The sequence below is a fragment of the Bartonella sp. CE47NXGY genome, from assembly GCF_042195415.1.
GTDB lineage: Bacteria > Pseudomonadota > Alphaproteobacteria > Rhizobiales > Rhizobiaceae > Bartonella.
The window spans coordinates 65,141-92,002 of record NZ_JBHIOI010000001.1; the positions used below are offsets into that span (position 1 = coordinate 65,141).

Annotated in this window: 18 protein-coding genes; 12 read left to right on the forward strand and 6 right to left on the reverse strand. The window is 37.3% G+C overall.

Annotation, left to right across the window (positions count from 1 at the left end):
• Positions 1-10: 10 nt before the first annotated feature.
• On the reverse strand, positions 11-2,161 hold the full coding sequence (locus ACFIL3_RS00305) for a transglycosylase domain-containing protein (protein ID WP_375681742.1): 2,151 nt from the start codon (positions 2,159-2,161) through the stop codon (positions 11-13).
• 346 nt (positions 2,162-2,507) lie between these two features.
• On the opposite strand from ACFIL3_RS00305, the gene ACFIL3_RS00310 reads away from it, so the two are divergent.
• The 12 genes from ACFIL3_RS00310 to ACFIL3_RS00365 all read left to right on the forward strand — a co-directional run bounded on the left by ACFIL3_RS00310 (position 2,508) and on the right by ACFIL3_RS00365 (position 16,973).
• Positions 2,508-2,744 (forward strand): hypothetical protein, encoded by a 237-nt coding sequence (locus ACFIL3_RS00310; protein WP_273723886.1) that lies wholly within the window; start codon positions 2,508-2,510, stop codon positions 2,742-2,744.
• A gap of 21 nt (positions 2,745-2,765) precedes the next feature.
• On the forward strand, positions 2,766-3,431 hold the full coding sequence (locus ACFIL3_RS00315) for a response regulator transcription factor (protein WP_375649356.1): 666 nt from the start codon (positions 2,766-2,768) through the stop codon (positions 3,429-3,431).
• Positions 3,431-4,849, forward strand: a complete 1,419-nt coding sequence (locus ACFIL3_RS00320) for an ATP-binding protein (protein WP_375668225.1) — start codon at positions 3,431-3,433, stop codon at positions 4,847-4,849. Before ACFIL3_RS00315 ends, ACFIL3_RS00320 begins: the two co-directional genes overlap by 1 nt.
• 238 nt (positions 4,850-5,087) lie before the next feature.
• The gene (locus ACFIL3_RS00325; RefSeq protein ID WP_375652309.1) at positions 5,088-5,858 is read left to right on the forward strand and encodes a tetratricopeptide repeat protein; all 771 of its coding nucleotides are present in this window, start codon (positions 5,088-5,090) and stop codon (positions 5,856-5,858) included.
• A gap of 77 nt (positions 5,859-5,935) precedes the next feature.
• Positions 5,936-6,415: a cytochrome c maturation protein CcmE gene (gene ccmE / locus ACFIL3_RS00330; RefSeq protein ID WP_375681743.1), complete on the forward strand. Its 480-nt coding sequence runs from the start codon at positions 5,936-5,938 to the stop codon at positions 6,413-6,415.
• A 7-nt stretch (positions 6,416-6,422) separates the two neighbouring features.
• Positions 6,423-8,402, forward strand: coding sequence for a heme lyase CcmF/NrfE family subunit (locus ACFIL3_RS00335; protein ID WP_375681744.1), 1,980 nt, complete (start codon positions 6,423-6,425; stop codon positions 8,400-8,402).
• 1 nt (position 8,403) lies between these two features.
• Positions 8,404-8,814, forward strand: coding sequence for a cytochrome c-type biogenesis protein CcmH (locus tag ACFIL3_RS00340; protein ID WP_375628209.1), 411 nt, complete (start codon positions 8,404-8,406; stop codon positions 8,812-8,814).
• 218 nt (positions 8,815-9,032) lie between these two features.
• Positions 9,033-10,544, forward strand: a complete 1,512-nt coding sequence (locus tag ACFIL3_RS00345) for a Do family serine endopeptidase (RefSeq protein WP_375611163.1) — start codon at positions 9,033-9,035, stop codon at positions 10,542-10,544.
• A 72-nt stretch (positions 10,545-10,616) separates the two neighbouring features.
• Entirely contained in the window at positions 10,617-11,303 is a 687-nt protein-coding gene (locus ACFIL3_RS00350) for a response regulator transcription factor (RefSeq protein WP_273791552.1), read from the forward strand.
• Positions 11,300-12,682: an ATP-binding protein gene (locus ACFIL3_RS00355; RefSeq protein WP_375620682.1), complete on the forward strand. Its 1,383-nt coding sequence runs from the start codon at positions 11,300-11,302 to the stop codon at positions 12,680-12,682. Before ACFIL3_RS00350 ends, ACFIL3_RS00355 begins: the two co-directional genes overlap by 4 nt.
• Before the next feature lie 90 nt (positions 12,683-12,772).
• Positions 12,773-15,697 carry a bifunctional [glutamine synthetase] adenylyltransferase/[glutamine synthetase]-adenylyl-L-tyrosine phosphorylase gene (locus ACFIL3_RS00360; protein WP_375681745.1) on the forward strand — a complete coding sequence of 975 codons (2,925 nt, stop codon included), beginning with the start codon at positions 12,773-12,775 and terminating at the stop codon, positions 15,695-15,697.
• Between the two features lie 451 nt (positions 15,698-16,148).
• Positions 16,149-16,973, forward strand: a complete 825-nt coding sequence (locus tag ACFIL3_RS00365; RefSeq protein WP_375612993.1) for an outer membrane protein — start codon at positions 16,149-16,151, stop codon at positions 16,971-16,973.
• 1,364 nt (positions 16,974-18,337) lie between these two features.
• Here the strand turns inward: ACFIL3_RS00365 and ACFIL3_RS00370 are convergent.
• The 5 genes from ACFIL3_RS00370 to ACFIL3_RS00390 all read right to left on the reverse strand — a co-directional run bounded on the left by ACFIL3_RS00370 (position 18,338) and on the right by ACFIL3_RS00390 (position 26,650).
• The gene (locus ACFIL3_RS00370; protein ID WP_375611167.1) at positions 18,338-19,222 is read right to left on the reverse strand and encodes a metallophosphoesterase family protein; all 885 of its coding nucleotides are present in this window, start codon (positions 19,220-19,222) and stop codon (positions 18,338-18,340) included.
• Positions 19,223-19,818: 596 nt separating this feature from the next.
• Positions 19,819-21,915: a glutamine amidotransferase gene (locus tag ACFIL3_RS00375; protein WP_375681746.1), complete on the reverse strand. Its 2,097-nt coding sequence runs from the start codon at positions 21,913-21,915 to the stop codon at positions 19,819-19,821.
• Positions 21,912-24,710, reverse strand: coding sequence for a DUF4159 domain-containing protein (locus ACFIL3_RS00380; RefSeq protein ID WP_375681747.1), 2,799 nt, complete (start codon positions 24,708-24,710; stop codon positions 21,912-21,914). The genes ACFIL3_RS00375 and ACFIL3_RS00380 overlap by 4 nt, the downstream gene beginning before the upstream one ends.
• On the reverse strand, positions 24,707-25,618 hold the full coding sequence (locus ACFIL3_RS00385; RefSeq protein ID WP_375681748.1) for a DUF58 domain-containing protein: 912 nt from the start codon (positions 25,616-25,618) through the stop codon (positions 24,707-24,709). The genes ACFIL3_RS00380 and ACFIL3_RS00385 overlap by 4 nt, the downstream gene beginning before the upstream one ends.
• A complete protein-coding gene (locus ACFIL3_RS00390; protein WP_375606357.1) occupies positions 25,619-26,650 on the reverse strand; it encodes an AAA family ATPase in 1,032 nt (343 codons plus the stop codon).
• Positions 26,651-26,862: the final 212 nt, after the last annotated feature.

Here is a 26,862-nt window from a genome sequence, read left to right on the forward strand (position 1 = left end):
TATCTTGAATTCAAAATGTTGAATCTCCAGTTGTTTTCATTTTCAAAGAAATTGCAGATGGTTTTTTCAGATCTTTGTTAATCAATCGCACGATATTTAATGTTTCAGGAGAAAGCGTAGAGGGTATTGGAGGAGGAACTTCAGAATCTGCATGAGCGGAAAGTACTGGGGGCTGATAAGGAAGAAGAGAATCTTTAACACCATAGAGCTGTTTGAGCATGATATTTTGATGTGCAGCAAGCATGATGCTATGCCATATCATGGCAGGAACGCCCCCCCCAAAAGCACGATTCATCGGTGAAAAGTTATCATTTCCCATCCATACCGCTCCTGTATAATTGCCTGTAAAGCCAACAAACCAAGCATCACGATAAGATTGTGATGTTCCAGTTTTCCCAGCGACGAGAGTCATGGGCAACGCAGCACGCTTACCAGATCCTCGTGTTGTGACACCCACCATCATTTGATTCATATAAGCTGCTGATTGTTCACTCAGAACTCGGTGTAGTTTTTTTCCGTTATGTTCGAAATCCCACACAACACGACCATCAATTGTTTTGATTTGCGTAAACCCATGACGATTACCCGCTATTCCTCCATTGGCAAAGACATTAAAGCCAGTTGCTTGATCCATGGGGGTCATGTTGGAAGTACCAAGAACCATTGTTTTGTGTGATAAAATATGCGCGTTAATCCCCATATTCTTTATGAGATCTATGATGGGTTGGGTATCACGGTTAAGATATTGATAGGTGAGATACACAGGGACTGTATTAATAGAAAAAGCTAAAGCTGTTGCTAAATCAATTTTTCCCAAATAACGACCAGAATTATTTTTTGGTGTCCAACCTCCCCAATTGATAGGAGCATCTAAAACGATTGTCGAGGGAGACAGTCCGTGTTCCAGTGCGGTTGCGTAAACATAAGGTTTGAATGAAGAACCAGTTTGCCGTCCGCCTTGTGTTGCTCTGTTAAATTGGCTCTTTTTATAATCTTGTCCTCCAACAATTGCGCATACGGCACCGTTATTATCGAGTATAACGGTGGCAGCTTGGGTTACGCGATATTGTTGACCATATTGATGTAAATGATATGCGATTGATTCTTCTGCTGCTTTTTGAATATTCGGATCAAGGGTCGTTTGAATAATGAAACTATGGCTTGGAAGTTGATTACGCATTTTTTTGACTTCCTCGAATGCCCAATCAAGAAAATAATCTGGCTGATTATTTTCTCTTTGGGGAAGTGCCTTAGCAGGGTGGCGATGCGCATTGATAATTTGGCTCTTCGTCATAAAGCCACTATTAACAAGATTAGAAAGGACGATATTGGCACGTGTTTGAGCTGCAAAGAGATGACTATGAGGAGCATATTTTGTTGGAGCTTTAAAGAGTCCTGCTAACATAGCAGATTCACTTAAAGAGACATGACGTATGTTTTTTCCAAAATAAAATTTTGCCGCTGCGGCAATACCAAAATTGTTTCCTCCCATATAGGCTCGGTCAAGGTAAAGTTGTAAAATCTGCTTTTTGCTAAAATTTGCTTCTAGCCAAAGAGCAAGATAAGCTTCTTTGATTTTACGTGTTATGGTTCTTTCGTTTGTTAAAAATAAATTTTTAGCCAATTGTTGTGTGAGAGTTGAACCACCTTGCACCACACCTTTAGCTTGCATATTTTGTGAAATTGCCCGTGTAAGTCCTTGAAAATCAATGCCCCAATGATCAAAAAAACGACGGTCTTCTGTAGCGAGAACCGCTTTAATAACAGTGTCAGGCATTTCTTCAACGGGGACAGAGATTGCCGGCAGTGCACCACGGTGCCCAATGGAATTTCCATAGCGATCTAGAAAAAGAATGGAAAAGTTTTTAGGAGAAGACCAATCTGTTTTGGTCAGTTCAAAAACAGAAATGCCCAAAATAGTGAAAAGAGTAAATCCCAACAACCCTAATGTCAGTATTTCATCGAGAACTTCAACGATAAAACGTTTCCATCCTTGAAGATGAAAATTTTGTGAGACGATTTTTGCCTTTTTCCAGAAAAAACTGTTAGCAGAACGAATGTGATAAAGCGCTGTGTCTAATCGTGCGTCTAATTCAATGAGAGCAGGACTATGAAATGGCTTACGGTGTTGCCCTTTCTTTTTTTTTAAAAAATCAAACATTTAAAGAGAGCCTATGGCAAAGCAATACAACCAAACAAATCTACAATAATTATATGGAGTAGAAGTATTTTTTTTCTATAGTTCTAACAGAGAAAGAATTTGTTTTAGAATTATGCATTTTTTGTAAAATAGTATATTAATATTTTATTATTTTATTGAATAAATTTTATTCTCATTATTAAAAATATTTTTTTGATTTTTTAAAAATTTGGAGTAATGTTAATATGTTCTTCTGTAAGATAGAGGATAAATTGTTTTCATTTGTGATTTTTTAATCGACTAAAAAAAACCATTATTTCTTTTATCCTTTATCAAGGAAGAGAAGAGATGGGTTATTGAAATATTTATGATGAAAAAAAAATTCTTGTTCGTAATAATAGCAGCTTTTTTAGGAGCAGATTCTGTTCTAGCTTCTGGGTGTGCTGAAGTAGGTAAGAAGGCTGCCGCACAAGAGAGCGGGGTTCTCGTCCGTTCAAAACCGGTTGTTCAGGATGGAAAGGACATGTGTGCAATTGTAGTTGTTGTACCAGCCCGTAATGGTGAAAAGTTACGTCGTGTTGAGTTTTTTGTTCCTGCTGATTAGTCTTTAGCAGATGGTGTTGTGATGCGTATCTTAATCGTTGAAGATGATCGGAATCTTCACCATCAATTAGCAGAAGCTGTAAGACGTGCAGGATATGTTTCCGATAGTGCTTTCGATGGTGAAGAGGCTTATTTTTTAGGGAGCACAGAGTCTTACGACGCGGTGATACTTGATATAGGTTTACCGCAGATTGATGGTATTAGTGTTGTTGAAAAGTGGCGTCAAGAAGGGCTCTCCATGCCTGTTTTAATGCTAACGGCGCGAGACCGTTGGTCTGATAAGGTGCGCGGTATTGATGCTGGAGCTGACGATTATGTTGTGAAGCCATTTCATTTGGAGGAGGTGATGGCGCGCTTGCGAGCATTAATTCGTCGCACTACGGGACATGCGACAAGTGCATTATGTTGCGGAAATGTTTTGTTGGATACAAAGACGTCTCGTGTTTTTGTGGATGGTCAATTGATTAAACTAACATCTTATGAATTCAGACTGCTTTCGTATCTCATGCATCATTGTGACAGGGTCATTTCAAGAACAGAGCTTACTGAACATCTTTATGATCAGGATTTTGATAAGGATTCGAATACGGTGGAAGTCTTTGTAGGTCGGTTACGGAAAAAGCTTGGAGTGAATTTGATTGAAACTATTCGAGGAATGGGATATCGCGTGAGAACGCGAGGTGATTAATGAATGTTTTTGAAGAGAATAATTGGTATAGGAGGTTCTTTTTTGTAATTACTCGATCTCTCAGTTTACGTGTTATGATCTTATCAACATTATGGGTTGTTATTTCTCTTTTATCGATTTCTGCAGTAAGTATTTTATTTTATAAGCGTTCGACTGAACAAAGCCTAGAGCGTATCCTTTCTGCTCAACTCTACAGTCTTATTGCAACAGTGACGGTGTCATCGGAAGGTACTTTGATAGGAGGGGCTGGGATTGATGATATTCGTTATTCTGATCCAACAACAGGATGGTATTGGGAAGTTGTTGCGATATCCCATAATTTAAAAGGAAGATTGACATCTCCCTCATTGGGAACAGGCGAGATATTTACACCAAGTGATGTTGATATACCTTTTGACAATAAATTCTTTCGCTCTTATCGGATAACGGGGAACAATGGTCAAAAGCTACAAGTGATTGAGAGTGATGTTGTTCTTGATAATAAAAATCATATTGCACGTTTTCGGCTTGTTGGGAATATCGATGAAGCTCATGCCCAGGTAAAGGAATTTAAGCGAACTTTGCAAATTTTTCTTTGGAGTTTCGGTATCGGGAGTGTTCTTATTAATATTGCTATTATTTTCTTTAGTTTTCAACCGTTGAAGCTTATTCGATATGCATTGAATGATATTCGCGAAGGAAGAGTTCATTATGTGAATACGGATTTAGTAAGCGAAGTGATGCCGCTTGTACAAGAGATGAATGCTCTCATTAATAATAATCAGCGTATTATCGAGCGATTTCGCACACAGGTTGGTAATCTCGCGCATTCATTGAAGACGCCTCTATCCGTGATTATGAATGAGACAGATAAGATGCGCGGAGAAAAGGCTAGTTTGTTGAGAGAGCAAACGCAAATAATGCAAGCTCAAATCAATCATTATCTTCAGCGTGCGCGGATTGCAGCACAATGCGATAGTGTTGTCTATCATACGTCTGTTCGCAGTGTGCTTGAACGCTTGGTGCGGGTTATGAAAAAGCTTAATCCTGAAAAACAAATTCAATTTATTATGGATGTTGATGATATTGTTTTTTCTGGAGAGAAGGAAGATTTAGAAGAAATTATAGGGAATTTGATTGAAAATGCTACTCAGTGGTCTCGCGCAAAGGTTTTGATCTCTTGTTGTTTAGAAGAAAATGCTGAAGAAACAGAATATTTTAGTATCTTTGTAGAAGATGATGGTCCTGGTTTAACAGAAGACAAAATTGATGAAGCATTAAAAAGGGGGCGGCGGTTTAATGAAAGTAAACTAGGGTCAGGCTTAGGGTTAGCAATTGTTTCAGATATGGTCAGTGAATATGGTGGGAATCTCTTTTTATCCCGTTCTGATTTGGGTGGGTTATATGCAAAAGTTTTATTACCTAAGATGGGAGAATAACATATTTTCTCCTTAAGCAAGAAATGTCTATAAAGTTTGTAAAGCAGTATTTTCAGATAATACATCAAAGAGTAGGGAAACATTGTTTTTAGTTTCTTTGTTTAATTGATATATATATATAATAGATTTTATAATATTCTCCATGAAAAAATGAATTTTTATTAATTCACATCACTTTTCTCATGAAGAGGATAAAATGTAAGCGAGTTATTCTCTGTTCGTATTGGAAAAAAACGATATGCTCTTATTGATTTTTGCAGCATTTTTTCTGATTTTTCTGGCAAGTGTTCTTTTTCTTTCACTACGTTTTGATGATGAGATAAAAAAAGAATGGAAAGTTCAAACCGTGGATGGTTATAGAAGCCATAAGCGTATGATTGAGTTTAACAAGCTTTATATGCATTATAAAAAAAGAAATATTCTTAAGGCTTTAAGTATCTTGTTTGTTCTCCTTATGACATGGAATATTTATGGGCTGACAGGCAATCCAGAAGTGAAAAGTTATTTTTTTAGCGAATTAATGGATAAGGATCCTCAAACTCTTAGTAAGCAAGAAAAGCTTATTCGTTTACAAGTGCTTTTTTTCCGTGCACCTCATGATGGCAAGCTAGCAGATGCGTTAGCGGTAGGGTATCTCGAAGAAAGCCTTTTTCAAGAAGCAGTGAATACTTATTTAGATGCACTTCGTTTGAATGGAGAAACAGCTCCAAGGCTTGTAGGATACGGTTTAGCATTGGTTGGTTATGAAGGGGGAGTGATAACGCAAGAAGCGCAAAATGCTTTTCAAAAAGCAGCAGATTTAGCGCCAACAGATTTTTATCCACGTTTATTGTTAGCCGATGCATTGCATCAAGCAGGAAAAACTGCACAGGCAGTGCAATTTTTACAAAGCTTTCTTGATACAATGCCTGAAAATTTTTCAGGACAATCACGTGTTAAAAAAATGATGATTCAGTTACGTGATTTATCGAGTAAGCATACAAAGAAAAGAAATCTTGCACCTATGTAGAAGATGTGCAAAGCTCTTAAAAAATAAAATATTGATACTTAATTATAACGTATTTAAAATTTTTTCGCAGAGTGTCTATGAACAATCAATCTTTAAAAAGTTCTACTTCGTTGAAGGTTATTTTAGAGCAGCGAAAAAAAAAGCGCTTACTGATCATATTATTATGTTGTTTGGTTATGACAATTGCAGCAAGTCTCATAGTGTACGCAATGCGTCATGCGGTCAGTTTTTTTAGAATGCCCTCTGAAATTACAAGAGAAGATATTTTAACGGAGCGCCCTTTGCGTTTGGGTGGCTTTGTTGAAAAGGGAACTGTTCAATATGTTGGAGAGAGAGGCGTTGTTTTTTTTGTAACGGATAACAAAAAACATGAAAAAGTAGTTTTCAATGGTGCCTTACCGGATCTTTTTCGTGAAGGTCAGGGGGTGATCGTAGAAGGGCATTTCGATAAACAGGGCTTTTTTATAGGGATGCGTATTTTAGCAAAACATGATGAAACTTATATGCCTAAAGAAACAGCTGATCGTTTGAAAAAACATTACATTATGGAGAAATAATTCGATTGTGCTTGTCGAACTGGGTCATATTTTTTTAGCTGCAGCATTTTCAGTAAGCTTATTAGGGGCATTTTTACCTGCTTTAGGTTTTTGGTGGAGAGAGCGTTTGTTAATGCAAACAGTTGTTCCTCTAACATATATTACTTTTACATTACTGCTTTTATCTTTTTTAGTGATAATTTATGCTTATGTCGTATCTGATTTTTCTGTTTTGAACGTTGTTGAGAATTCTCATTCAGAAAAACCGATGCTCTATAAAATTACAGGTGTTTGGGGCAACCACGAAGGCTCTATGTTGTTATGGGTTTTAAGTCTTGCTTTTTTTAGCGCATTGATGGCTTTTTTTAGCCAACATTTGCCAGAAGATTTTAAGACGCTTGTTTTAATTTGCCAAAGTTGGATTACAACTGCTTTTCTTTTATTTATTCTTTTTGTATCCAATCCATTTTTACGCGTAAATCCACCAGCATTGCAGGGAAATGGTCTCAATCCTCTTTTACAAGATATCGCATTAGCAATTCATCCACCGCTACTTTATTTAGGTTATGTCGGTTTTTCACTTTGTTTTTCTTTTGCCGTTGCGGCATTGATTATGGGACATGTTGATAGAATTTGGGCGCGTGGGATTCGTCCGTGGCTTTTACTTGCTTGGTGTTTTTTGACATTGGGTATTATGGTTGGCTCTTATTGGGCTTATTATGAGCTAGGATGGGGGGGGTATTGGTTTTGGGATCCTGTTGAAAATGTTTCGTTTATGCCGTGGCTTTCAGGAACGGCTCTTTTACATTCTGCTCTTGTTCTCGAAAAACGAGAAATATTGAAAAGTTGGACTCTGTTTTTAGCGCTGCTTACTTTTTCCCTTTCTCTGATGGGAACTTTTCTTGTGCGTTCTGGGCTTTTAGTTTCTGTTCATAGTTTTGCTGTTGATCCAGCACGCGGGCAAGCAATTCTTGCTCTTTTATTTTTTTTTACGGGAGCTGCTTTTCTTCTTTTTGCTTTGCGTACCCCTATTTTAAAAACAGAAAGATTTTTTCAACCAATTTCACGTGAAGGGTTTATTGTTTTAAATAACTTGTTACTGACAACAATAACAGCAACAGTATTGATTGGTACGCTTTATCCTTATTTTATTGAGATATTAACAGGGCAAAAAATTTCTGTAGGGGCTGCTTTTTTTAATCTTACCTGTGGACCGCTAATGGTTTTGCTGTTGTTGTTTGTTCCATTTGGGACAATGATGGCATGGAAACGCGGTGATTTTCTTGCAGTTTTTGAACGCTTGTGGTTTGTTTTTGTATTGGTTGGTATCGTCTGTTTTATAATATTCTATGCGACATCTGTGCGTGATATTTTTGCAGTTTTAGGGATTGGGCTTTCAGCGTTTGTTTTTTTAGGCAGTTTAGCGGATCTATGGGGAAAGAGTGGATATGGCAAGAGAGCTTTTTCAGTACGCGTTAAGAGATTTCTTGGATTGCCATGGTCTACTTTTGGTGCAGCAATAGCACATATGGGATTAGGCGTTACATTATTTGGTATTGTTTGCGTGGCAAGTTTTGGGCAAGAACGTATTTTAATCATGAACGTAGGGGATAGGGTGACGATAGCGGATAAAACGCTTCATTTTGATGCAGTGCATGATGGTGTTGGTTCGAATTATTCGACAATGGAATTTTATTTTAAAATATATGAAAATAAAAACATTGTGGGTCATGTAACAGCCTCAAAGCGATTTTATTCAAGCCAAAATACATCAACAACAGAAGTTGGTCTTAAAAATCATGGCTTATCACAGCTATATATTGTACCGGGACATATTGATAATCGGGGTCTCGTTGTGCACGTATGGTGGAAGCCTTATGTAATATGTATTTGGTTAGGGGCATTCATGATGGCTATGGGGGGATGTCTTTCTCTTTTGGGGTATTGGTTTCGCATTGGCATGTACAATAGGGTAGTGCTTGCTTTAAATTTTTGGAAAAGACATTGAGATGAAAAAAATTCTTTGGATTGTATTTTTTTTAATTGCAACGTTTCCTTTTCGATTAGCAATAGCAGTAGAGCCGGATGAGATTTTAAAGAATAAGATTCTTGAAGCGCGAGCACGCCATATTTCATCGCATTTACGTTGTCCTGTTTGTCAAAATCAATCAATTGATGATTCAGATTCTGCTTTAGCACGTGATTTACGGCTTTTAATTCGGGAAAGGCTAAAAATGGGCTATAGTAATCAGCAAGTCACTGACTTTCTTGTTGAGCGATATGGTGAATTTATTCTCTTGAAACCACCATTGAATAAGATAACTTGGTTTTTATGGTTCTCGCCTTTGATCATTATTATCATTGGCGTAAGTATCATATTTTTCCACTTCAAACGAAATAATCATGAGTTATGTGAATGAAAAAGAACAGTCAAAAATGTCATTGCATTAAAAAAAATGTTACATAAAAGAAAAAAATCAGATCATCTGCAATGAGCAGACAATCTTATTGTAATTATATTAGGGAATACTGAAACCTTACAAAACTTTAATAATTTAGACAGAAAACGGTAAGGTCTGGTATTTTATAAGTGATCGGAATTGAAATAAAGGTATGATTGAATAGGAGCATAGAATAAATGGTTAAAAAGGCTTTCTTTAAAACATTTGTCGCAGTGAGTTTTTCTGCGATATTGGAAAGTGCACTGTTTTTTAGTGGATGTACATCAAGCTTGTGGATGACAAAGGCTCATGCAAGTTCTGTATTTACTTCGTTAATGCAACAACAGGGATTTGCCGATATTGTTGCTCAAGTGAAACCAGCCGTTGTAGCAGTACAAGTAAAGAGCAATAAAAAGAAAGAAGATAGGTTCTTTAGCAACTTTTTTAGTGGTCCAGGACTTGATCAATTACCAGATCAGCATCCTTTAAAAAGATTTTTTAAAGAGTTTTATGATTTTGATAAACCTAAAAATAAATTTCCGCACCAATCGCAGAGACTCCGTCCTGTTGCTTTTGGATCGGGTTTTTTTATTTCGTCTGATGGTTACATTGTGACCAATGATCATGTGATTTCTGACGGAACAAGTTATACTGTTGTTCTTGATGATGGTACAGAATTGAACGCAAAGCTCATTGGGAAAGACCCCAAAACCGACCTTGCCGTATTAAAAGTGAATGATAAAAGAAAATTTTCTTATGTTGATTTTGGTGATGATTCAAAGCTTCGTGTTGGGGATTGGGTTGTTGCCATTGGGAATCCATTTGGTCTTGGTGGAACTGTGACAGCAGGTATTGTTTCTGCACGTGGACGTGATATTGGCACTGGTGTGTACGATGATTTTATTCAGATTGATGCTGCTGTTAATAGAGGAAACTCTGGTGGTCCAACGTTTGATCTTAATGGAAAGGTTGTTGGGGTTAATACAGCAATTTTTTCTCCTTCTGGAGGAAATGTTGGGATTGCTTTTGCTATTCCAGCAGCGACTGTAAAACAGGTTGTACAACAACTTATTGAAAAAGGTTCAGTTCAACGTGGTTGGTTAGGTGTTCAGATTCAGCCGGTAACAAAGGAGATTTCCGATTCAATAGGATTGAAAGAAGCCAAAGGTGCTTTGGTTACTGATCCGTTAAAAGGACCGGCAGAAAAGGCTGGTATTAAAGCGGGTGATGTAATTATTTCAGTGAATAATGAAAAAGTTGCTGATGCGCGTGAGCTGGCGAAACGTATTGCAAATATTAAACCAGGAGAAATGGTAACCATAGGGATTTGGAGATCAGGTAAGGAGGAGAGTATAAAGGTTAAACTCGCTTCAATGTCTGAAGATGAAAGTAAGAAAGAGACTTCAAAATATTCAAATGGACAGAGTGATTTAGATGAAACATTGGAAGATTATGGTTTGATTGTTATGCCTTCTGATGATGGTGTAGGGGTTGTCGTAACGGATGTCGATACCGATTCAGATGCTGCAGATAAAGGGATACGCCCTGGTGATATCATTGTGACAGTAAATAATAAACCAGTTAAACGAGTCTCTGATATTATTAACACAATCAAAAATGCTCAGCAGTTAGGACGAAAGGCTATACTCTTACAAGTGCGAACAAATGATCAAAATCGTTTTGTTGCTCTTCCAATTTTCAAAAAATAAAGCTTTAGTTGTAGGACAAATATTTATTAAACATTTGTCCTACAACATAATAAAATAATGGAGATACGTTTTATGAAGATACTCGTTATTGAAGATGATCATGAGACGGGGCATTATCTCGAAAAAGCATTTTTGGAAGTAGGGCATTCTGTTGATGTTGCTTATGATGGAGATACGGGATACGCTTTAGCAACCACGGAAAATTATGACGTTATGGTTGTTGACCGAATGCTTTTGCATCGTGATGGTCTTTCTATTATTGCTGAATTGCGCGCTAAAGGCAATGAAACACCGGTTCTTATTCTGTCTGCTTTAGGGCAAGTTAATGATCGTGTAACGGGGCTGCGTGCAGGGGGAGATGATTATTTGACAAAGCCTTATGCTTTTTCTGAACTTCTTGCGCGTGTTGAAGTTTTACAACGGCGGAAAAATCCTAAAGAAGCAGAAACTGTTTACTGTGTAGGTAATCTTGAGCTTGATCGGTTAGCACATACGGTAAAACGAGGTGATAGAAACATTCTATTGCAACCACGAGAGTTTCGTTTACTTGAATATTTGATGCGTTATGCGGGGCAGGTTGTTACACGCACTATGCTTTTGGAAAACGTTTGGAATTACCATTTTGATCCACAAACGAATGTCATTGATGTCCATATCTCTCGTTTGAGAGCCAAAATTGAAAAAGATTTTGATGTTCCCCTTCTCCATACAGTGCGTGGAGCTGGATATATGCTGAAAGTACCAGATAACAAAGCATGAATCGTTTGATTAATATAATGCGCACGACGGCGCTAAGGCTTTCAGCACTTTACATTTTATTGTTTGGATTGGTGGCAACAGGACTTTCTATTTATATGACGGCATTTTCTGCTTCATTGTTAACAGAGCAAACTGAACAGGCTTTACATGAAGAATTAAAGTATATTGAAAATGCTTATAATTATGGGGGATTATCCTTATTAATGCGCACTATTGATTATCGTTCAAGACAACCAGGAGCATTTCTTTATCTTGTTACAGATTCTATGGGGCGTATTTTAGCAGGAAATGTAGCACGTATTGAATTAGGTCTTTTGAATCAGAGTGGTTTTATTTCTACCTCTTTTTTGTATTCCCGTTTTGGAGAACATGGCAAAACAAGTGAACATCGCGCTTTGGCGGTTATTGTTGATTTACCTAATGCTATGAAGATTCTTATAGGACGTGATTTGGATGAGCCAGAACGTTTTGCTGTTGTTATTCGCAAAGCTGTGATCATTGCACTTGCTGCAATGGTTGGAGGCGCTTTACTCATATGGTTTTTTGTTGGCAGGAGAGCTTTACAAAGGATTGATCATGTAACGGCTGCATCACAGCGCTTGATGGATGGTGATTTCAGTGGGCGTTTACCTGTTTCTGGAGTAGGGGATGAGTTTGATCGATTGTCAACCAATCTTAATGTTATGTTAGACCGCATTGAAGAATTAAATATTGGTTTACGTCAAGTATCAGATAATATTGCTCATGATCTGAAAACGCCGTTAACGCGTCTTAGAAATCGCGCTGAAGAAGCGCTTTCAGGAAATAAGACAAAGCTTGAATATCGTCAGGTCCTTGATAGGGTTATTGCAGAATCAGATCAACTTATTTGTACGTTCAATGCGATTTTAATGATTTCACGTATTGAGGCCAGCAGTGCAATTGAACATCTTGAAATGATTAATATGAAACTGATCCTTGAGGATGCTGTTGAGCTTTACGAACCTTTTGCTGAAGAGTCAGGTGTTTTACTTCAGTTGGGAGATATATTTGATAAAGAGCTAAAATTGAATCGTGAGCTTGTTGCGCAATCAATTTTTAATCTTATAGATAATGCAATTAAATATGCGCCTAAAGGTGGAAGGCAAGCGAAGGTTTGCTTATCAATGGAATATCGTGATGAACATTTATTAGTTGTTGTGAGCGATAATGGACCAGGAATAGCAGAGGATAAACGTGAAAAAGTGACAGAGCGATTTGTTCGTCTTGAAGAAAGCCGCACACAACCTGGGTTTGGGATTGGTTTAAGTATAGCAAAAGCGGTTATGAAGCTTCACGGGGGTGAATTGTTACTTGAAAATGCAAATCCAGGGCTTAGGGCTGTTTTGTTATTTCCTTAAAGATATTTTTCTTCACTTTCATACGTAACAACTATTTTAAAAGTATAAAGCAATAGAAAGGAAAGCAAAATGCTTTTCAAGGGAGCACAGATGAAACAAGCTTTTTTAAAAACACAGCTTCTCCCTTTATGTCCTCTCGATAAAAGTGGTTCCCAATGGTTAAAAGACATGGAAGAACAAGCAAGGAAAGAAGGTTTAGAATCGCTTGTTTCCATCATTTCAGAGAGTGGAACGCAGATTGATTTTATCAGTTCGGTTATGACCTTATCTCCTTTTTTGCGTGAGGTTTTAATTGCCAACCCATCATATCTTAGTGCTTTATTAAATGTTGATATAGAAACAAGGCTGAGCGAAATTATAGATGATATTACAGCTATTGATAAGGATGAAGCTATAAATGAAACTTCATTGATGGCTGCTTTAAGGCGCAAAAAACGAGAAGCGCATGTTCTTATTGCTTTAGCTGATTTGGGTGGTGTTTTTACTTACGAAGTTTCATGTGCTTGGTTGACACGTTTGGGCGAAGCAGCATTAAGTGTAGCACTACGTTTTCTATTAAGAGAAGCGCATGATCATGGTAAGATCAATTTATTAAGCCGTGAGAATCCAGAAAAAGACTGTGGTTTAATTATTTTAGGGATGGGAAAGTTAGGAGCAGGGGAACTTAATTATTCTTCTGATATTGATCTTATTGTTTTCATTGATGAAACATCACCTCATATTGGTAATCTTTCTGAAAGTGTTGACGTATTTTCTAAAATGGTACGCCGATTAATCCGTATCATTCAAGAACGCACTGCGGAAGGATATGTTTTTCGTCTTGATTTTCGTCTTCGTCCAGATCCAGGTTCAACCCCTTTGGCCTTACCAGTAAGGACTGCATTGCGTTATTACGAAGGGCGTGGGCAAAATTGGGAACGAGCAGCCATGATTAAAGCACGTCCAGTTGCTGGTGATAAGAGGGCAGGTTTTAACTTTCTCAAAGAGCTTTTTCCCTATGTGTGGCGGAAATATTTAGATTATGCTGCTATTGCTGATATTCATTCGATCAAACGTCAAATTCATGCGCATAAAAATTACGGTCAAATTGCAGCTTATGGGCATAATATAAAGTTAGGTCGTGGTGGTATTCGTGAGATTGAGTTTTTTGTTCAGACACAGCAGCTCATTGCTGGTGGACGTTTTCCTCAATTACGTGGACGTCAGACAGTTGCAATGTTAGCAGAACTTCACACGCTTGGTTGGATCAGTGAGAAAACGAGAAATAGCCTTATAAAAAGTTATGCTTTTCTTCGAAATGTGGAACATCGTATTCAAATGCTTTTCGATGAACAAACACATCTTCTTCCAAATGATACTGCTCAATTCACGAGTGTTGCCTATTTAATGGGTTATCAAGACAGGAGCAGTTTTATCCGTGATTTATTAAAAACACTTCAGATTGTTGAAAAACATTATGCTGCACTGTTTGAGAATGAGAAAGAACTTGGTTTAGAAATTGGTAATTTAGTTTTTACCGGTGAAGAAGATGATCCGGAGACATTAATAACGTTAAGCCGTTTAGGCTTCGAAAGAGCAAGTGATATTTGTCGTATTATGCGCACGCTCCATTTTGGTCGTTATAAAGCAACGCAATCAGCCGAAGCACGCGAGAGATTAACGGAATTAACACCAGCTCTTTTGAAAGCTTTTGGTGGGACAAAACGAGCTGATGAGGCGATGTTGCGTTTTGATGGTTTTTTACAGGGCTTACCTTCAGGAATTCAGCTTTTTAGTCTTTTGCAGTCTAATCCTTCTCTTTTGGATATGCTTGTCCTTATTATGGGGGCTGCTCCACGTCTTGCAGAAATTATTGCACGCAGGTCCCATGTTTTTGATGGAATGTTAGATCCGAATATTCTTTCAGAATTACCGACCAAAACGTACTTAGAAAAACGGCTTGAATATTTTCTTGAAAATGTTCTTTCTTATGAGGAAATTCTTGATCATTTAAGGATTTTTGCAGATGAACAACGTTTTTTGATTGGTATTCGAATTTTAAACGGTACAATTACAGGAGAAAGAGCGGGTTTTGCTTTTACTGCGCTTGCTGATCTTATGATTACAAAAACATTTGCTACCGTTCAAGAGGAATTTTCTCGTCTTCATGGTCGTATTAAAGGAGGGCGTGTTGGCATATTGGGTATGGGGAAGCTTGGAAGTCGCGAATTAACAGCAGATTCCGATGTTGACCTCGTTTTGCTTTATGAACACGATGATGATGCAGAAATATCTGATGGAGAAAAGCCTCTTTATATCTCTCAATATTATACGCGTTTAGCACAGCGCCTCGTTTCTGCTTTATCCACTCTTACAAGCCAAGGTATTCTTTATGTCGTTGATTTAAGGTTACGGCCATTAGGCAATAAAGGACCTATTGCTGTTTCTTTTCCATTTTTTAAAAAGTATTATCGCCAAGAAGCATGGATATGGGAATATCTTGCTTTAACAAGGGCTCGAGGCATTGCAGGAGACCCTGATTTTTTACAAAAGCTAGAAAATGAAGTGTGTGCAATTATTGCTATTTCTCGTGATAAGAAGGAAGTTGCAAAAGAAGTATGTGAAATGCGTGCCTTGATTGCAAAAGAAAAGCCGCCAAAAAATCAATGGGATTTAAAAACGATGTCTGGTGGCATTATGGATTTGGAGTTTATTGCTCAATTTTCTCTTATTACGCATGTCATTGAGTTTCAAATTGGAGCGACGACAGCGGATATTTTAGATCACTTACCAAACAGTTTTCTTAATCAGTCATGTATTGCTGATTTACATTATGCCTATCGTCTTTATACAAATTTGAGTCAAATTATACGGCTTTGTTTAAATGATTCTCTTGATCCCAATGACATGCCACCTGGATTAAGTGACCTTTTGTTGAATAGTGTTGGGGAACCTGATTTGCTTCGTGTTGAAAAATTAATTGCAGAAACTGGGCAATTGGTCTGTTCAGTTTTTACAAAAATCATGAAATATTAAAATAATTCTATAAGAATAAATAAAAATTATTAATTCCATTTTTATATATTAATTTTTGTCTTTCATTTCATAGACGCTTGAGAGGGTTAGAGTGAAGTTCTCTACTGTTTTTTCAAGTGTGATGAAAAAATTCTCCATTCTAGGTATCATTCTTTATACAAAAAGCGGTGAGTGATTAATTTAGTGAATCATATTTTTTATGAGCGTTATCTCATTTTTTCAAAAAATTGACATTATAATTATTTATATAATTCCAAGTAATAATGATCAATATGAAGCTATAAAAGCTACTATAGATTAATAGCTTCTGGAAATTATAAATAATATTTAAGCTTTATTTAAAACTAATTTTAATTTTTTAACTGTGTCATTTTTGCTATAGATTTTTTCAAAAAATTGTGAAACGATTTATCATTATTTATGTATCACATTAGCTTTTAGGGGAGCAATTATGATTACAAAGTATTTAGCCTCAACATCTATATTTTCTTTAATTTCAATTTCTGTAGTACAGGCGTCGGATATCGTTATTCCTGAACAACCTGTTCCTGTTATTCCAGCACCTGCTTTGTCTTGGACAGGATTTTATCTTGGAGGACAGATTGGTAACTTTTCAGGTAAAACAACTGCAAGTTATTTAAAACATGAGACAGGGATATGGAATCCAATTGGAAAGGAGAATTTACCTAAACTTTCTGGTTTTATCGGGGGAGTTTATGCAGGTTCCAATATTGATATCGATAATAGTTTTATTATAGGTATTGATACAGATATTATGTGGTTTGGTAAAAAGGATTCTAAAGATGTCAATCTACCGAAAAAAAGTCCAACTGAAGAAACACCAAAACTTGTAGAAAAAACAAGTCTAACAAGAGATTTGCATGAGGAGGATTCGACAACACCTATTAAAGCTGTACGTCATACTTTAAAACAAAAATGGGCTGGTGCTACACGGGTGAGAGTTGGTTTTGCGATTGAGCGTATGATGCCTTATATTTCTGGAGGGATTGCTTATACGCAGCTTCAGAATATTTTTGCGGCAGTAGCTGATAGCAAAAATGGAGAAGTTGATTTTTCTGATTGGTTGCATGATGAAAAAAAGACCATGATTGGTTATACCCTTGGAGGTGGTATTGATTTTGCAATGACTGATAATATTATTGTACGTGCAGAATATCGTTATTCAGATTTTGGCAAAAAGAAGTTCATACAGGATAAATTTGAAATGGGCTACAAGACAAATGATTTTCGTGTGGGTGTAGCTTATAAATTTTAATTTTTTGCAGAATTAAACACTTCAAAAGTCTCATTTTCGAATGAGGCTTTTATTTTTCAGATATGTTCTAGTAAATATCCTTTACTCAAAAGAGCTACTATTTTATTCGAACAATACTTTGATTTGTAAACATAAATTACTTTTTGTCATGTTGAGTGAGAGACCCAAGTGTCATAAGATTTTCTCATTTTAATTGAACCGATCAAAACCATGTCTTTTGCACGTCAAAAAGAGGGGGCGTCGTGAGATAAAAACATTAAAGAAAGAATAAAAATGCTTCTTATGAACCATTTTAAGTGCTAAAGGCTGTCGCTACATTAGGGGGTGGCAAAGTGTGAGATTTTGATACTAGCTTGCTTTTCCATAAACGTGAAGATGGTGTTGCTAAATGGACTTAACATTACATCATTCATAGGTACCGTCGGGAAATGGGTTTGGGTGCTTTAAAAGATGCTTTTTTAAACCAACATGTGAATTGGCAAGCTAATGGCATTTTATTTTATTTGAAAGATTTTTCATACAATCAACTTTTCTGTTTTGCGGTATCGTAAAATATTTTATTTAATAACAAAAAGCTCGCAAAAAAATTCTAAAGAACGTAAAATTACATCCGCAATATAATTCAATAATAAAATAATTATAAAGAGTATTATAAAGTGATTTATAGGAAAAAATAGAGAGAAAATTAGGAATTTATTGAGACATAAAAAACATTATTACCTATGTCTGTTATCGAAATATAATCTATTATTTTCCTAATTTTTTAATGTACGATAATAAATTTCGAGTGAAATAGTAATGGATCATTTCAAATCTATTTACGATAAATCAATCAACATCATTTTTTTATGAATCACAAGTAGGTTGGGTTATTTAAATTATATACTTTAGTTATTATTTGGCTTTTTTAGCCATTGATTTTCAGGTATAGAAGCTGAATGAGCGTCTCTATTATTCTATAAAATATCATCATTGTAATAATATAAGGATTTTAGGCATTAGATGCTTTTGGAGGAGTGGATGATGAAATTCAAAGCAGGGTTTATGTGTAGAGCTTTGTGAAGTAAATCACATGCGCAATTAGCAGCTGGAACCCGTGAGACAAGAATCCGAATTATTTATAAATCAGATGTGGTAGAATTTTCGTCCTTTAGAGCGGGAAGGAAGAAAACCGATAAGTTTGTAAAAAGCTAGTCACATAAGTGGGGCAGCAGATGGAACTGTCTGAGAAAAATTGATCTATTGACAGAGAAGGTGAAACTTTATCTTTTAAGGAGAAAAAGGGAAATAAGAATTATGATTTCCAAAGGGATGTGAAATAAAAATGTTTTTATTTTTTGTTGTTTGGGCAACTATGAAGGTGTTTAAAGATTAATTGTTTCAGTACATGCAATCTCGTTTTTGGGGTTGATAATGCTATAACGTTGTAATTGGCAATGCCATTGATTTTGTAAGCGTTCAATGGAAAATAAATTAAAGCCTGCGGGCGGTTTTTTATCACCAAAAGCTTGTGATGCGGAAGGAACACCAACAATAGGAATTTTTTTAATTGGTCCTTCAATGTAATTCAATGTGGGTAAATGAGTATGTCCGTGAAGAATAAGCTCACAACCGTGGTATTTGATAATGTCTAGAAAACGTTTTATATCCCGTAGTTTTTTATGCCAAGACGTTGCCTTTGGAAAGGGGGGGTGGTGAATCATGACGACACGAAAAAGGTTGCGCTGTGCTGCTTCCTTTAAAAAGAGCGGTAAAGTTTGCGCTTGCATTTTACCAAAATAGCCAGAAGCTTGAAAAGGCAATGTCGCAATGGCTGAAGAAGCTGCTATGATGGCAACATCTTTGCGAATGCGCATATAAGGAAAGGCACTTTTTTGAGGGATGTCACCTGTAATCCAAGGTTTAAAGAGAGTGCATGCTTTTTGTAAAGCGCCCCGGACATAGGCATCGTGATTTCCAAATGTCAAAGAAATATCTTGAGGTTTTCCTAGGTTAAGTAGCCAACGATGAGCTTGTACAAATTCTTTATCAAGAGCAAGATTTACAAGATCACCAGAGATCACAAGGTGATCAGGTTTTGTTTTGTTCAAGGCATCTATTAAAGTTTCTAGGACATCTGTTGCCATCTGACTCTTACGTTTTTTTTGCCAGTTCAGATAACCGGTAAGACGTTTCCCAGAAAGTTCAAAAAGGGAAGGTTGCGGGAGAGGGGAAAGATGTACATCCGATATATGGGCAAGATAAAACATAAAAGCTCGTAAAGTATTAAAAACGATTTAAAGAATAAACATAAGATAAGTTAGTGCTTAAAGGCAAGAAAGATTGTAAAATGAAAATTAGCTTGCAAAAAAGAATGTCTCAAGCGGAATGTTCCAAATAGAATATCCCTAATAAAATATCATTGTGTTGTAGATTCACATATTTGTAAAAAAAACATTTCTCAATGCGTTTGAGCTAATTTCACGATGGTACTCGATATTATAATGGAAAGCTTCTGTGAACTATATAGGGCTTACTGTACACTACCATCTCTACACTTATACAAGGTGCAAATAAAAAACATCATACTATTTTCCCCCAATTTTATGAAAATCCTTGCTTTGCTTTAAGAGGATTCATAAGAGGTATTTCACTCTTTTCTTCAATGGTTTCTATCCATACAGCATCCCTTCTAATAATACGCAAGAGAATGTTTTTTATTGTTTTAATATGAGGATATTGGAAATAAGGAGAATTCCACTGTATTTTGAGTTATAAATCAATACGTTATCTAATTACAAAAGACAAGTAAATACGTAAAAAGATAAGCTGAATTTTAAAACTATTATACGAAATCTCAGACTTTTTAACGGCCTTCATAATACCACATGCTGCTCAACAGTAAAAGGCAAGCAAGCAGTGCAAAAAAACCAGAAAATATCGAAAAATAAAAGGTATTGATTAAACGGGTTTCTGTTGCTTCTTTCAGAACAATTGAATGTGTTGGGGAAGAGGACGGACTTATTTTTGATTGAATCAGCTTAAATGGAGGAAGATGAATGTTGTCTTTTCCTTCAGGGTGTAAACGTCCGATGTAGCCACCAGTGTGCTTAATAATGGGGGCTAGTTTTTCTTGTGTTGAAATCAAGTCAAACAACTCAAGATTATCGAGCATCCCTACAGAAGAAAGTATTGTTAAACCGCCATTTTTAATGTTAAAAATTCCTGTCTCATCAGTGGTCACAGTTGCAGTAAAAAGGCCTTCTTTCTCTTTGGTCAGAGTAATATTTTCTTTTTTTCCAGAGGGAAAGATTATTTCAGCGGGTTCTGGATGGTCTTTTAGAGTTTGGCGGCGAATTGTTAAATGATGATGGCTGCTAGTCGCACTTAATTTTTCTTCCTCAAGTTCTGGTTCTTTCATGAGCCAATGGGCAATACGACGATAAAGAGCAGCATAAGGACCACCGCCTTCGAAACCTCGTGCCCAAAGCCAACTTTCATCAGAAAGCAACATGCCCACACGTCCTTTATCAACATGGGAGAGAAGTAAAAGTGGTTGTTCATCCGCTCCTTTCATGAGGGCGATTCCGTTATTTATGTTTTGAATAGCAATTTGTCGCAACCATTGCCCCCATTGAGAAGCGGGAAGGTTAAGTGTTGCAAGACCCCTTGTGACAGGATGGCGCTCACCTTCTTTGGTTAATGTGGGGCGAAAAGGTTTTTCAATAATAGTTCCATTGGGCAATGCCGGTAGAATGCTTATTAAAGGTGTTTTCGCAAGTGAGTTTTTTTGGGTAAATTCAGGTCCTGTTACCATCAACAATGCACCCCCCTTTTGTACATATTGGGCGATATAATCATAATAGATTAAGGGGAGAACAGTAGAGTGCTGGTAGCCATCAAGGATGATGAGATCAAAGTTATTAATTTCTTCAACAAAGAGTTTTCTTGTGGGAAAGACCACTAAGGATAATTGGCTTGAGGGCGTATTATCTGCTTTGGTGGGGGGACGCAAAATAGTAAAGTGAACAAGATCAATATTGGAGTCACCTTTCAAAAGGTCTCGCCATGTCCGTTCTCCATTATAAGGAGCACCTGAAATAAGAAGAACGCGTAAATTTTCTCTGATTCCTTCAATAATTGTTATGGCGCGGTTGTTTTCCAAGCTTAGTTCACCTTTGTGTGGATCAGTTATAACTTGGATAATATTTTTTTCAGCATGAGGAAGGGTAATTTCAGTTTGAAAAATCACGCCAGGAGTTACAGAATAATGGCCAATGTCTTGTCCATTGACGCTTAGTGTAATATTTGCTTTCTCTGATATTGTTTTTTTGGCGGGGCCTTTATCTTCTACCAAAATGGAGAGCGTTTGTGGTTTGTTGACAAGGGCAAAGCGTGGAGGAGAAATAAACTTGATTTGGCGATCAAATTCATCTGAGTATCCTGTAATCAGGGCATTGAGAGGTGCTTCATGATGAAGATCTGATAGGTCAGGGATGTCATGCACTTGTCCATCGGTGATAAAAATGGTTCCTGCATAACGAGAGAACGGTACATCAGATAATGCTTGTGTTAAAGCTTCAAACAAATTCGTTGAGGGTGCATATTGATTATCAGCAAGTTTCCCAGCTTCAATAAAGCGTGGTTCAAATTGTGGATAATGCGCCAGTGTTTCGACTAATTGCCTGCGCGCTTCATCACTATCATTTGTACGTGTTCCAAATGATTGGCTTTTGCTGCGGTCAATGACAATGCCTACTGTGCTTTTCAGTGGTTCGCGCTGTTCTTTTATGATCATTGGATTGAGCAAAGCAAGGATAAGGGCGCTTAATGCCATCAGACGAAATAAAGAACCTTGCCGTAGCGTAACAAGACCAACAACGACAAAAAGAATCGATATTCCGCTTAAGAGCAGAATCCAAAAGAGTGGTAAAAAAGGCTGAAAAGTGAAAAATGATATCATTGCCTTCTTTCTCTTTTAAAGCGTTCCAAGAGTGCTGGAACATGCACTTGATCCGCTTTATAGTTTCCTGTAAGCACATAAAGGACAATATTTAAACCTGCACGAAATGCCCATAGACGTTGCATTGGATCATTGGGAACAAGGGGATATTTCCATGCCCCTTTTTCATCGAGTGCCCAAGCCCCAGCAAAGTTATTTGCGGTGATGAGAAGGGAGCTTACGTTATCGCCGTTGGCAAGAGAGTTTTTATTTTTTTTGTTTGTTGATGAGGATTCAACCCATAAAGGTGAACCACGGTAGAGACCAGGAAAATCTGGCATAATATAAAAAGAACGTGCAACAACATGATCTGTTGATGCTGGCTCAATGGATGGAATATTTAACTCTTTTAAGATATCTCGTAATCTTTGCGTTTCTGGAGTAGCGTCTCCTTCAAGATTAAGATTGCTCTTTATCTGATCGCGCGTGTCAAATAAAATTGTTCCCCCATGTTTCATAAAGTTATTTATTTTTTCAAGGCTTTTGGGGGTTGGTATAGGACTCTTAACATCAATTGGCCAGTAAATAAGAGGATAAAAAGAGAGTTCATCTTTATCGAGATCAAGTGCTGTAACAGAGCCAAGGGTAAGCATTGTGCGCTCTGCGATAAATTGACTTAACGCTTCTAGACCACTTTTACTCGTTGTATCAATTTCATGATTATTGGTTATAACATAGGCAAGATGTGTTGCGCCAGCAGCTTGTACACTATCATGATGATTTTCTTTCGTTTGTGCATGAAGAGTTGGATCATATGAAAACAAGGCAATAAGACTTATAAAGGGGACGAGAAACATATTACGCCGTTTCATGAAAGAAAAAATATCTCCCATCCATAAAATGAGAAAATTGTCAAAGGCGAATAATAAGATGGCTAATCCTAAAAGTGGACCGATAAGATTTTTTTCTTTTGTATCGTAAGATAAAGGGCTTTTATTAAGAGAAGTTGGCAATGATGATTGTTTCATCAAGTGCGACGAATGAGTTAAGAGATTGAGTGCATAAAAATTGTTTTTGGCACCATAAAGTCCTGGGGGAGTATGGTAGGAAGGATGGGGTGGATTTTGAGAGTCAAAGATCAAAGGAACAACATCAGAGGGTGGTACTTGTAATTGTCCGTCAACGGCTATAGTTCGCCAAGGGTTTTGTATCACTGTTCTTTTTTCTCTGTGTGTTAGGTTTGTGTTTTCGTTAGAACCTAATGTGATTAATTTTTGCAGCATTTGTGCAAAAAAGCCAGAAAGAGGAAGGTTAGACCATGTTGGGTCAGGAGCAACATGAATGAGAATGAGGGTTCCTTTACCACGTTTTGCTGCGGTAATAAGAGGAGTTCCATCCGAAAGGCTAAGCCACGTTTTTTCAAAAAGATCTGGGGTTGGTTCTGCGAGGATTTGGCGCGAGACAGTAACATCTCCTGGAAAGGGAAGACCAAAGAAAAAGCTATTTTTTGCAAAAGGGGCAAGCTTTTGTGGTTTTGTCCAAGACATAATACTTCCAAGGGAACGTTGACCTGGGCGCAGTGGTATCGGAAGAAGGTTATCGTAATGTTCTGCGCTACTGAGTTTTTCTCCTGCAAAGCGGATGAGTGTTCCCCCTTTATTCACAAAATCAGAAAGTTTTTTTTCTGCTTTTGGGGGTATGTTAACAATGTCACCCATAATCAAAACAGATGGATTTTGTTTAAGCAAATGATCAATATCCGTTGAAAGTTCTCTTCCACCGGCTGTTATAAGCTGTGTATGACCTTGTAAGGCTTTGATAATGTAATAAAATGGAGCAAGTAAAGGCTGTGCCATTTCATTAGTATCGGGTGAGAGAAGAGCAACACGGCTTATCCTGTTATGGCTGTCTACCAAGAAGGTTGCAGCAGCATGGTTTTGATTGTTTATTTTTATCCAAGCGATATCATTGCGTAGTTCAAGTGGTACATTAAAAGGAACAAGTGCTGTTGTTTCTCCTTCAGAGAAATTGTTCGTAAATTGACCGAGAAGTTGATTATTTGAATCGTAAAGGCTGAGTATAGCGGGAGTATTACTGTGTGTTGTTGAGCGGATAATACGCGCGCCCATGTTTCCATTGTTATTTTCTATGGATGTTATGCCGGTTAAATCGGAAATATCAGTCAAATACCACAAGAAGTTTCTAGGTTTTAATTCTTCAAGAAGAGCAAAAGCTTGCTCATCTTCATTTGTTTGTAATCCATCACTTAAATAAGCAATATCAAGAGGTTTTCCTTTGGTTATTTCGCTGAGTTTTTTGAAGGCATGCACACGGTTGACAGGCCAAGGACGCGGTTGCAAATGCATTAAATGCTGTTTTATAATCTTGGCTGGTTGGGGCTCTATATTGGAGATATTATTTTCAGCCGTTGCAACAAGATAAATATTTTTTTGCTGTTTTTCTGCCTGTGCAAGGAGCATTTCAGCGATAGAGATGCGCTGTTTCCATTCTTTTACAGAAACCCAACCATTATCAATAATGAGTGCAAGGGGTTGAGACCCAGAAAAGCTTATTGGTTTTTGATTCCAAGTGGGGCGTGCTAGAGCTATGATAACAAGTGCCGCTATGGTTAAACGCAACAAGAGCAACCACCAAGGTGTATGTTTTGCTGTTTCTTGTTGATGAGTTGGTTTGGGTAAGAAGCGTAAAGGGGGAAAAAGCTCTTTACGCGGAGATGGAGGAGTTATCCGCAACAGCCACCAAATGACCGGTAGGAACAAAAGCCCTAGTAACAGAAAGGGAGCAGCAAAACTCAAAGTGCCCTCCTTTTTTGCAATGGAGAGTCGCTCATTGTATTTGCAAGATGAAAAATGGTCTCTGTTAAAGGTTGATCTGTTGTACTAACGTGATAAGACCATCCTTGGCGTGCGCAAAAATTTACCAATTCTTGTCGCCTTGCGTGATATAGTTTACAATAGCTCCTACGAAGATCTTCTGCTTTAGTGGAAACATGTTTCTCTTTCGTTTCAGGATCCAAAAATTCTGTGTGACCTGTGTAGGGAAAGCTTTCTTCTGCGGGATCAGAAATTTCAATTAAATGCGCTGTTACCTGTTTTGTAGTTAAAACGGTTAAATGTTGGATGACTTTTTCAGGATAGTCGAGAAAATCACTCATTATAACGACATGTGAAAAGCGTGTAATCGTTGAAAAATCCGGAAATGAATTTTCATCTGAATGATTTTCTAAAGCAAAGGCTATTCGTTCTACGACATTGGATGTCATTGTGGGGGACATTAAGTTGGGAATAGCAATATGTTCGCCACTGCGTTCAAGAAGGGATGCCAAGGTAAGGGTAAGAAGAGTGGCATGATTACCTTTAGAGATTTTAGAAAAGCGCGAACAGTAATGCATTGATGCGCTCTGATCAGGACAAAGCCAAACGGTTTGTGTCATTTGCCATTCATGTTCACGGAGATATGTATTTTCATCACGCGCTGAGCGACGCCAGTCAATGCGGCTAATGGATTCTCCTTCCATATAGGGACGAAATTGCCAAAAGTTTTCCCCATTACCGCTTTTACGTTGTCTATGCCATCCGGTTATCAATGTATTAGCGATATGACGCGCTTGTAAAAGGAAATATGGCATTTTGCCAGTATCCTTATGCAGTTCATTTGCCAGCGACAATGGAGGCTTTTGTAAAACTTTTTTGCCAAGAGCCATTCAAAGAGCATCTTTCACAAGGTTATTAATAATATCTTTTACGGTTATATCTTCAGCACGGGCAGAAAAATTAAGAGCCATGCGGTGTTGTAATACGGGATAGGCCAATGCTTCAACATCATCAAGTGAAGGGGCTAAGCGTCCATAATAAAGAGCACGAGCGCGAACACAAAGTGAAAGGGCTTGTGATGCCCGTGGACCAGGTCCCCAAGAAACATAAGTATTAGCAAGGCTATTGTCTTTATGAGGGCGAGATGAGCGGACAATTTTTAAAATAGCTTCAATCACATTTTCTGAAAGAGGCATTTTGCGAACGATATTTTGAATTTTTTGCAATTTTTTGCCGGATAAAATTGGTTTTGCATTTGATTTTTTTTCTTTTGTTGTTTCTAAAATAATCCGTCGCTCTGTTGTGAGGTCAGGATAGTCAATATCGATTTGCATCAAAAAGCGATCCAGTTGTGCTTCAGGAAGTGGATAGGTCCCTTCTTGTTCGAGAGGATTTTGCGTTGCAAGAACATGAAAAGGTTGTGGCAAATCATAACGGGTACCTGCAACAGTAACATGATATTCTTGCATAGCTTGTAAAAGGGCTGACTGTGTCCGTGGGGAAGCACGATTGATTTCATCGGCCATGAGAAGTTGCGTGAAAATAGGACCTTGAATGTATCGAAAAGAACGTTTACCGTCTTTATCGGAATCCATAATTTCAGAACCAATAATATCCGATGGCATTAAGTCAGGAGTGAATTGGATGCGTTTTTCATCAAGCCCTAAGACTGTTCCCAATGTTTCAACAAGACGTGTTTTTGCAAGTCCTGGAGCCCCGACAAGAAGGGCGTGACCACCAGCAAAAATAGCGATTAAAGCATATTCGATTACCTGATTTTGCCCAAAAATAACTTTGTCAATTTCTTTTTGTAAAATATCCAACTCTTTGTGTGCCGTATCAATATCATCAATAATGACTTGAGCTTCATGATTGATATTGACCTTTTTTATAGAATTGGATGATGGATCATGTTGACTCATATTTCTTCCTTAAGGCGTTTGTCGCAAAAATGGTAATTTTCTCTGCATGATAATGGATATCTTATTGTTTGTAACAGAAAATGAGAAGAAATGAAGTATCATATGCCGTTTTTTTTCATATTCGTATAGAAGAGAAAAGTTTCTTTGGAAGAATAGACGTGCTTTATAAGGGATGTCTTAAAAAATTTGTTTTATGAAGAGAGTTTTTTAAA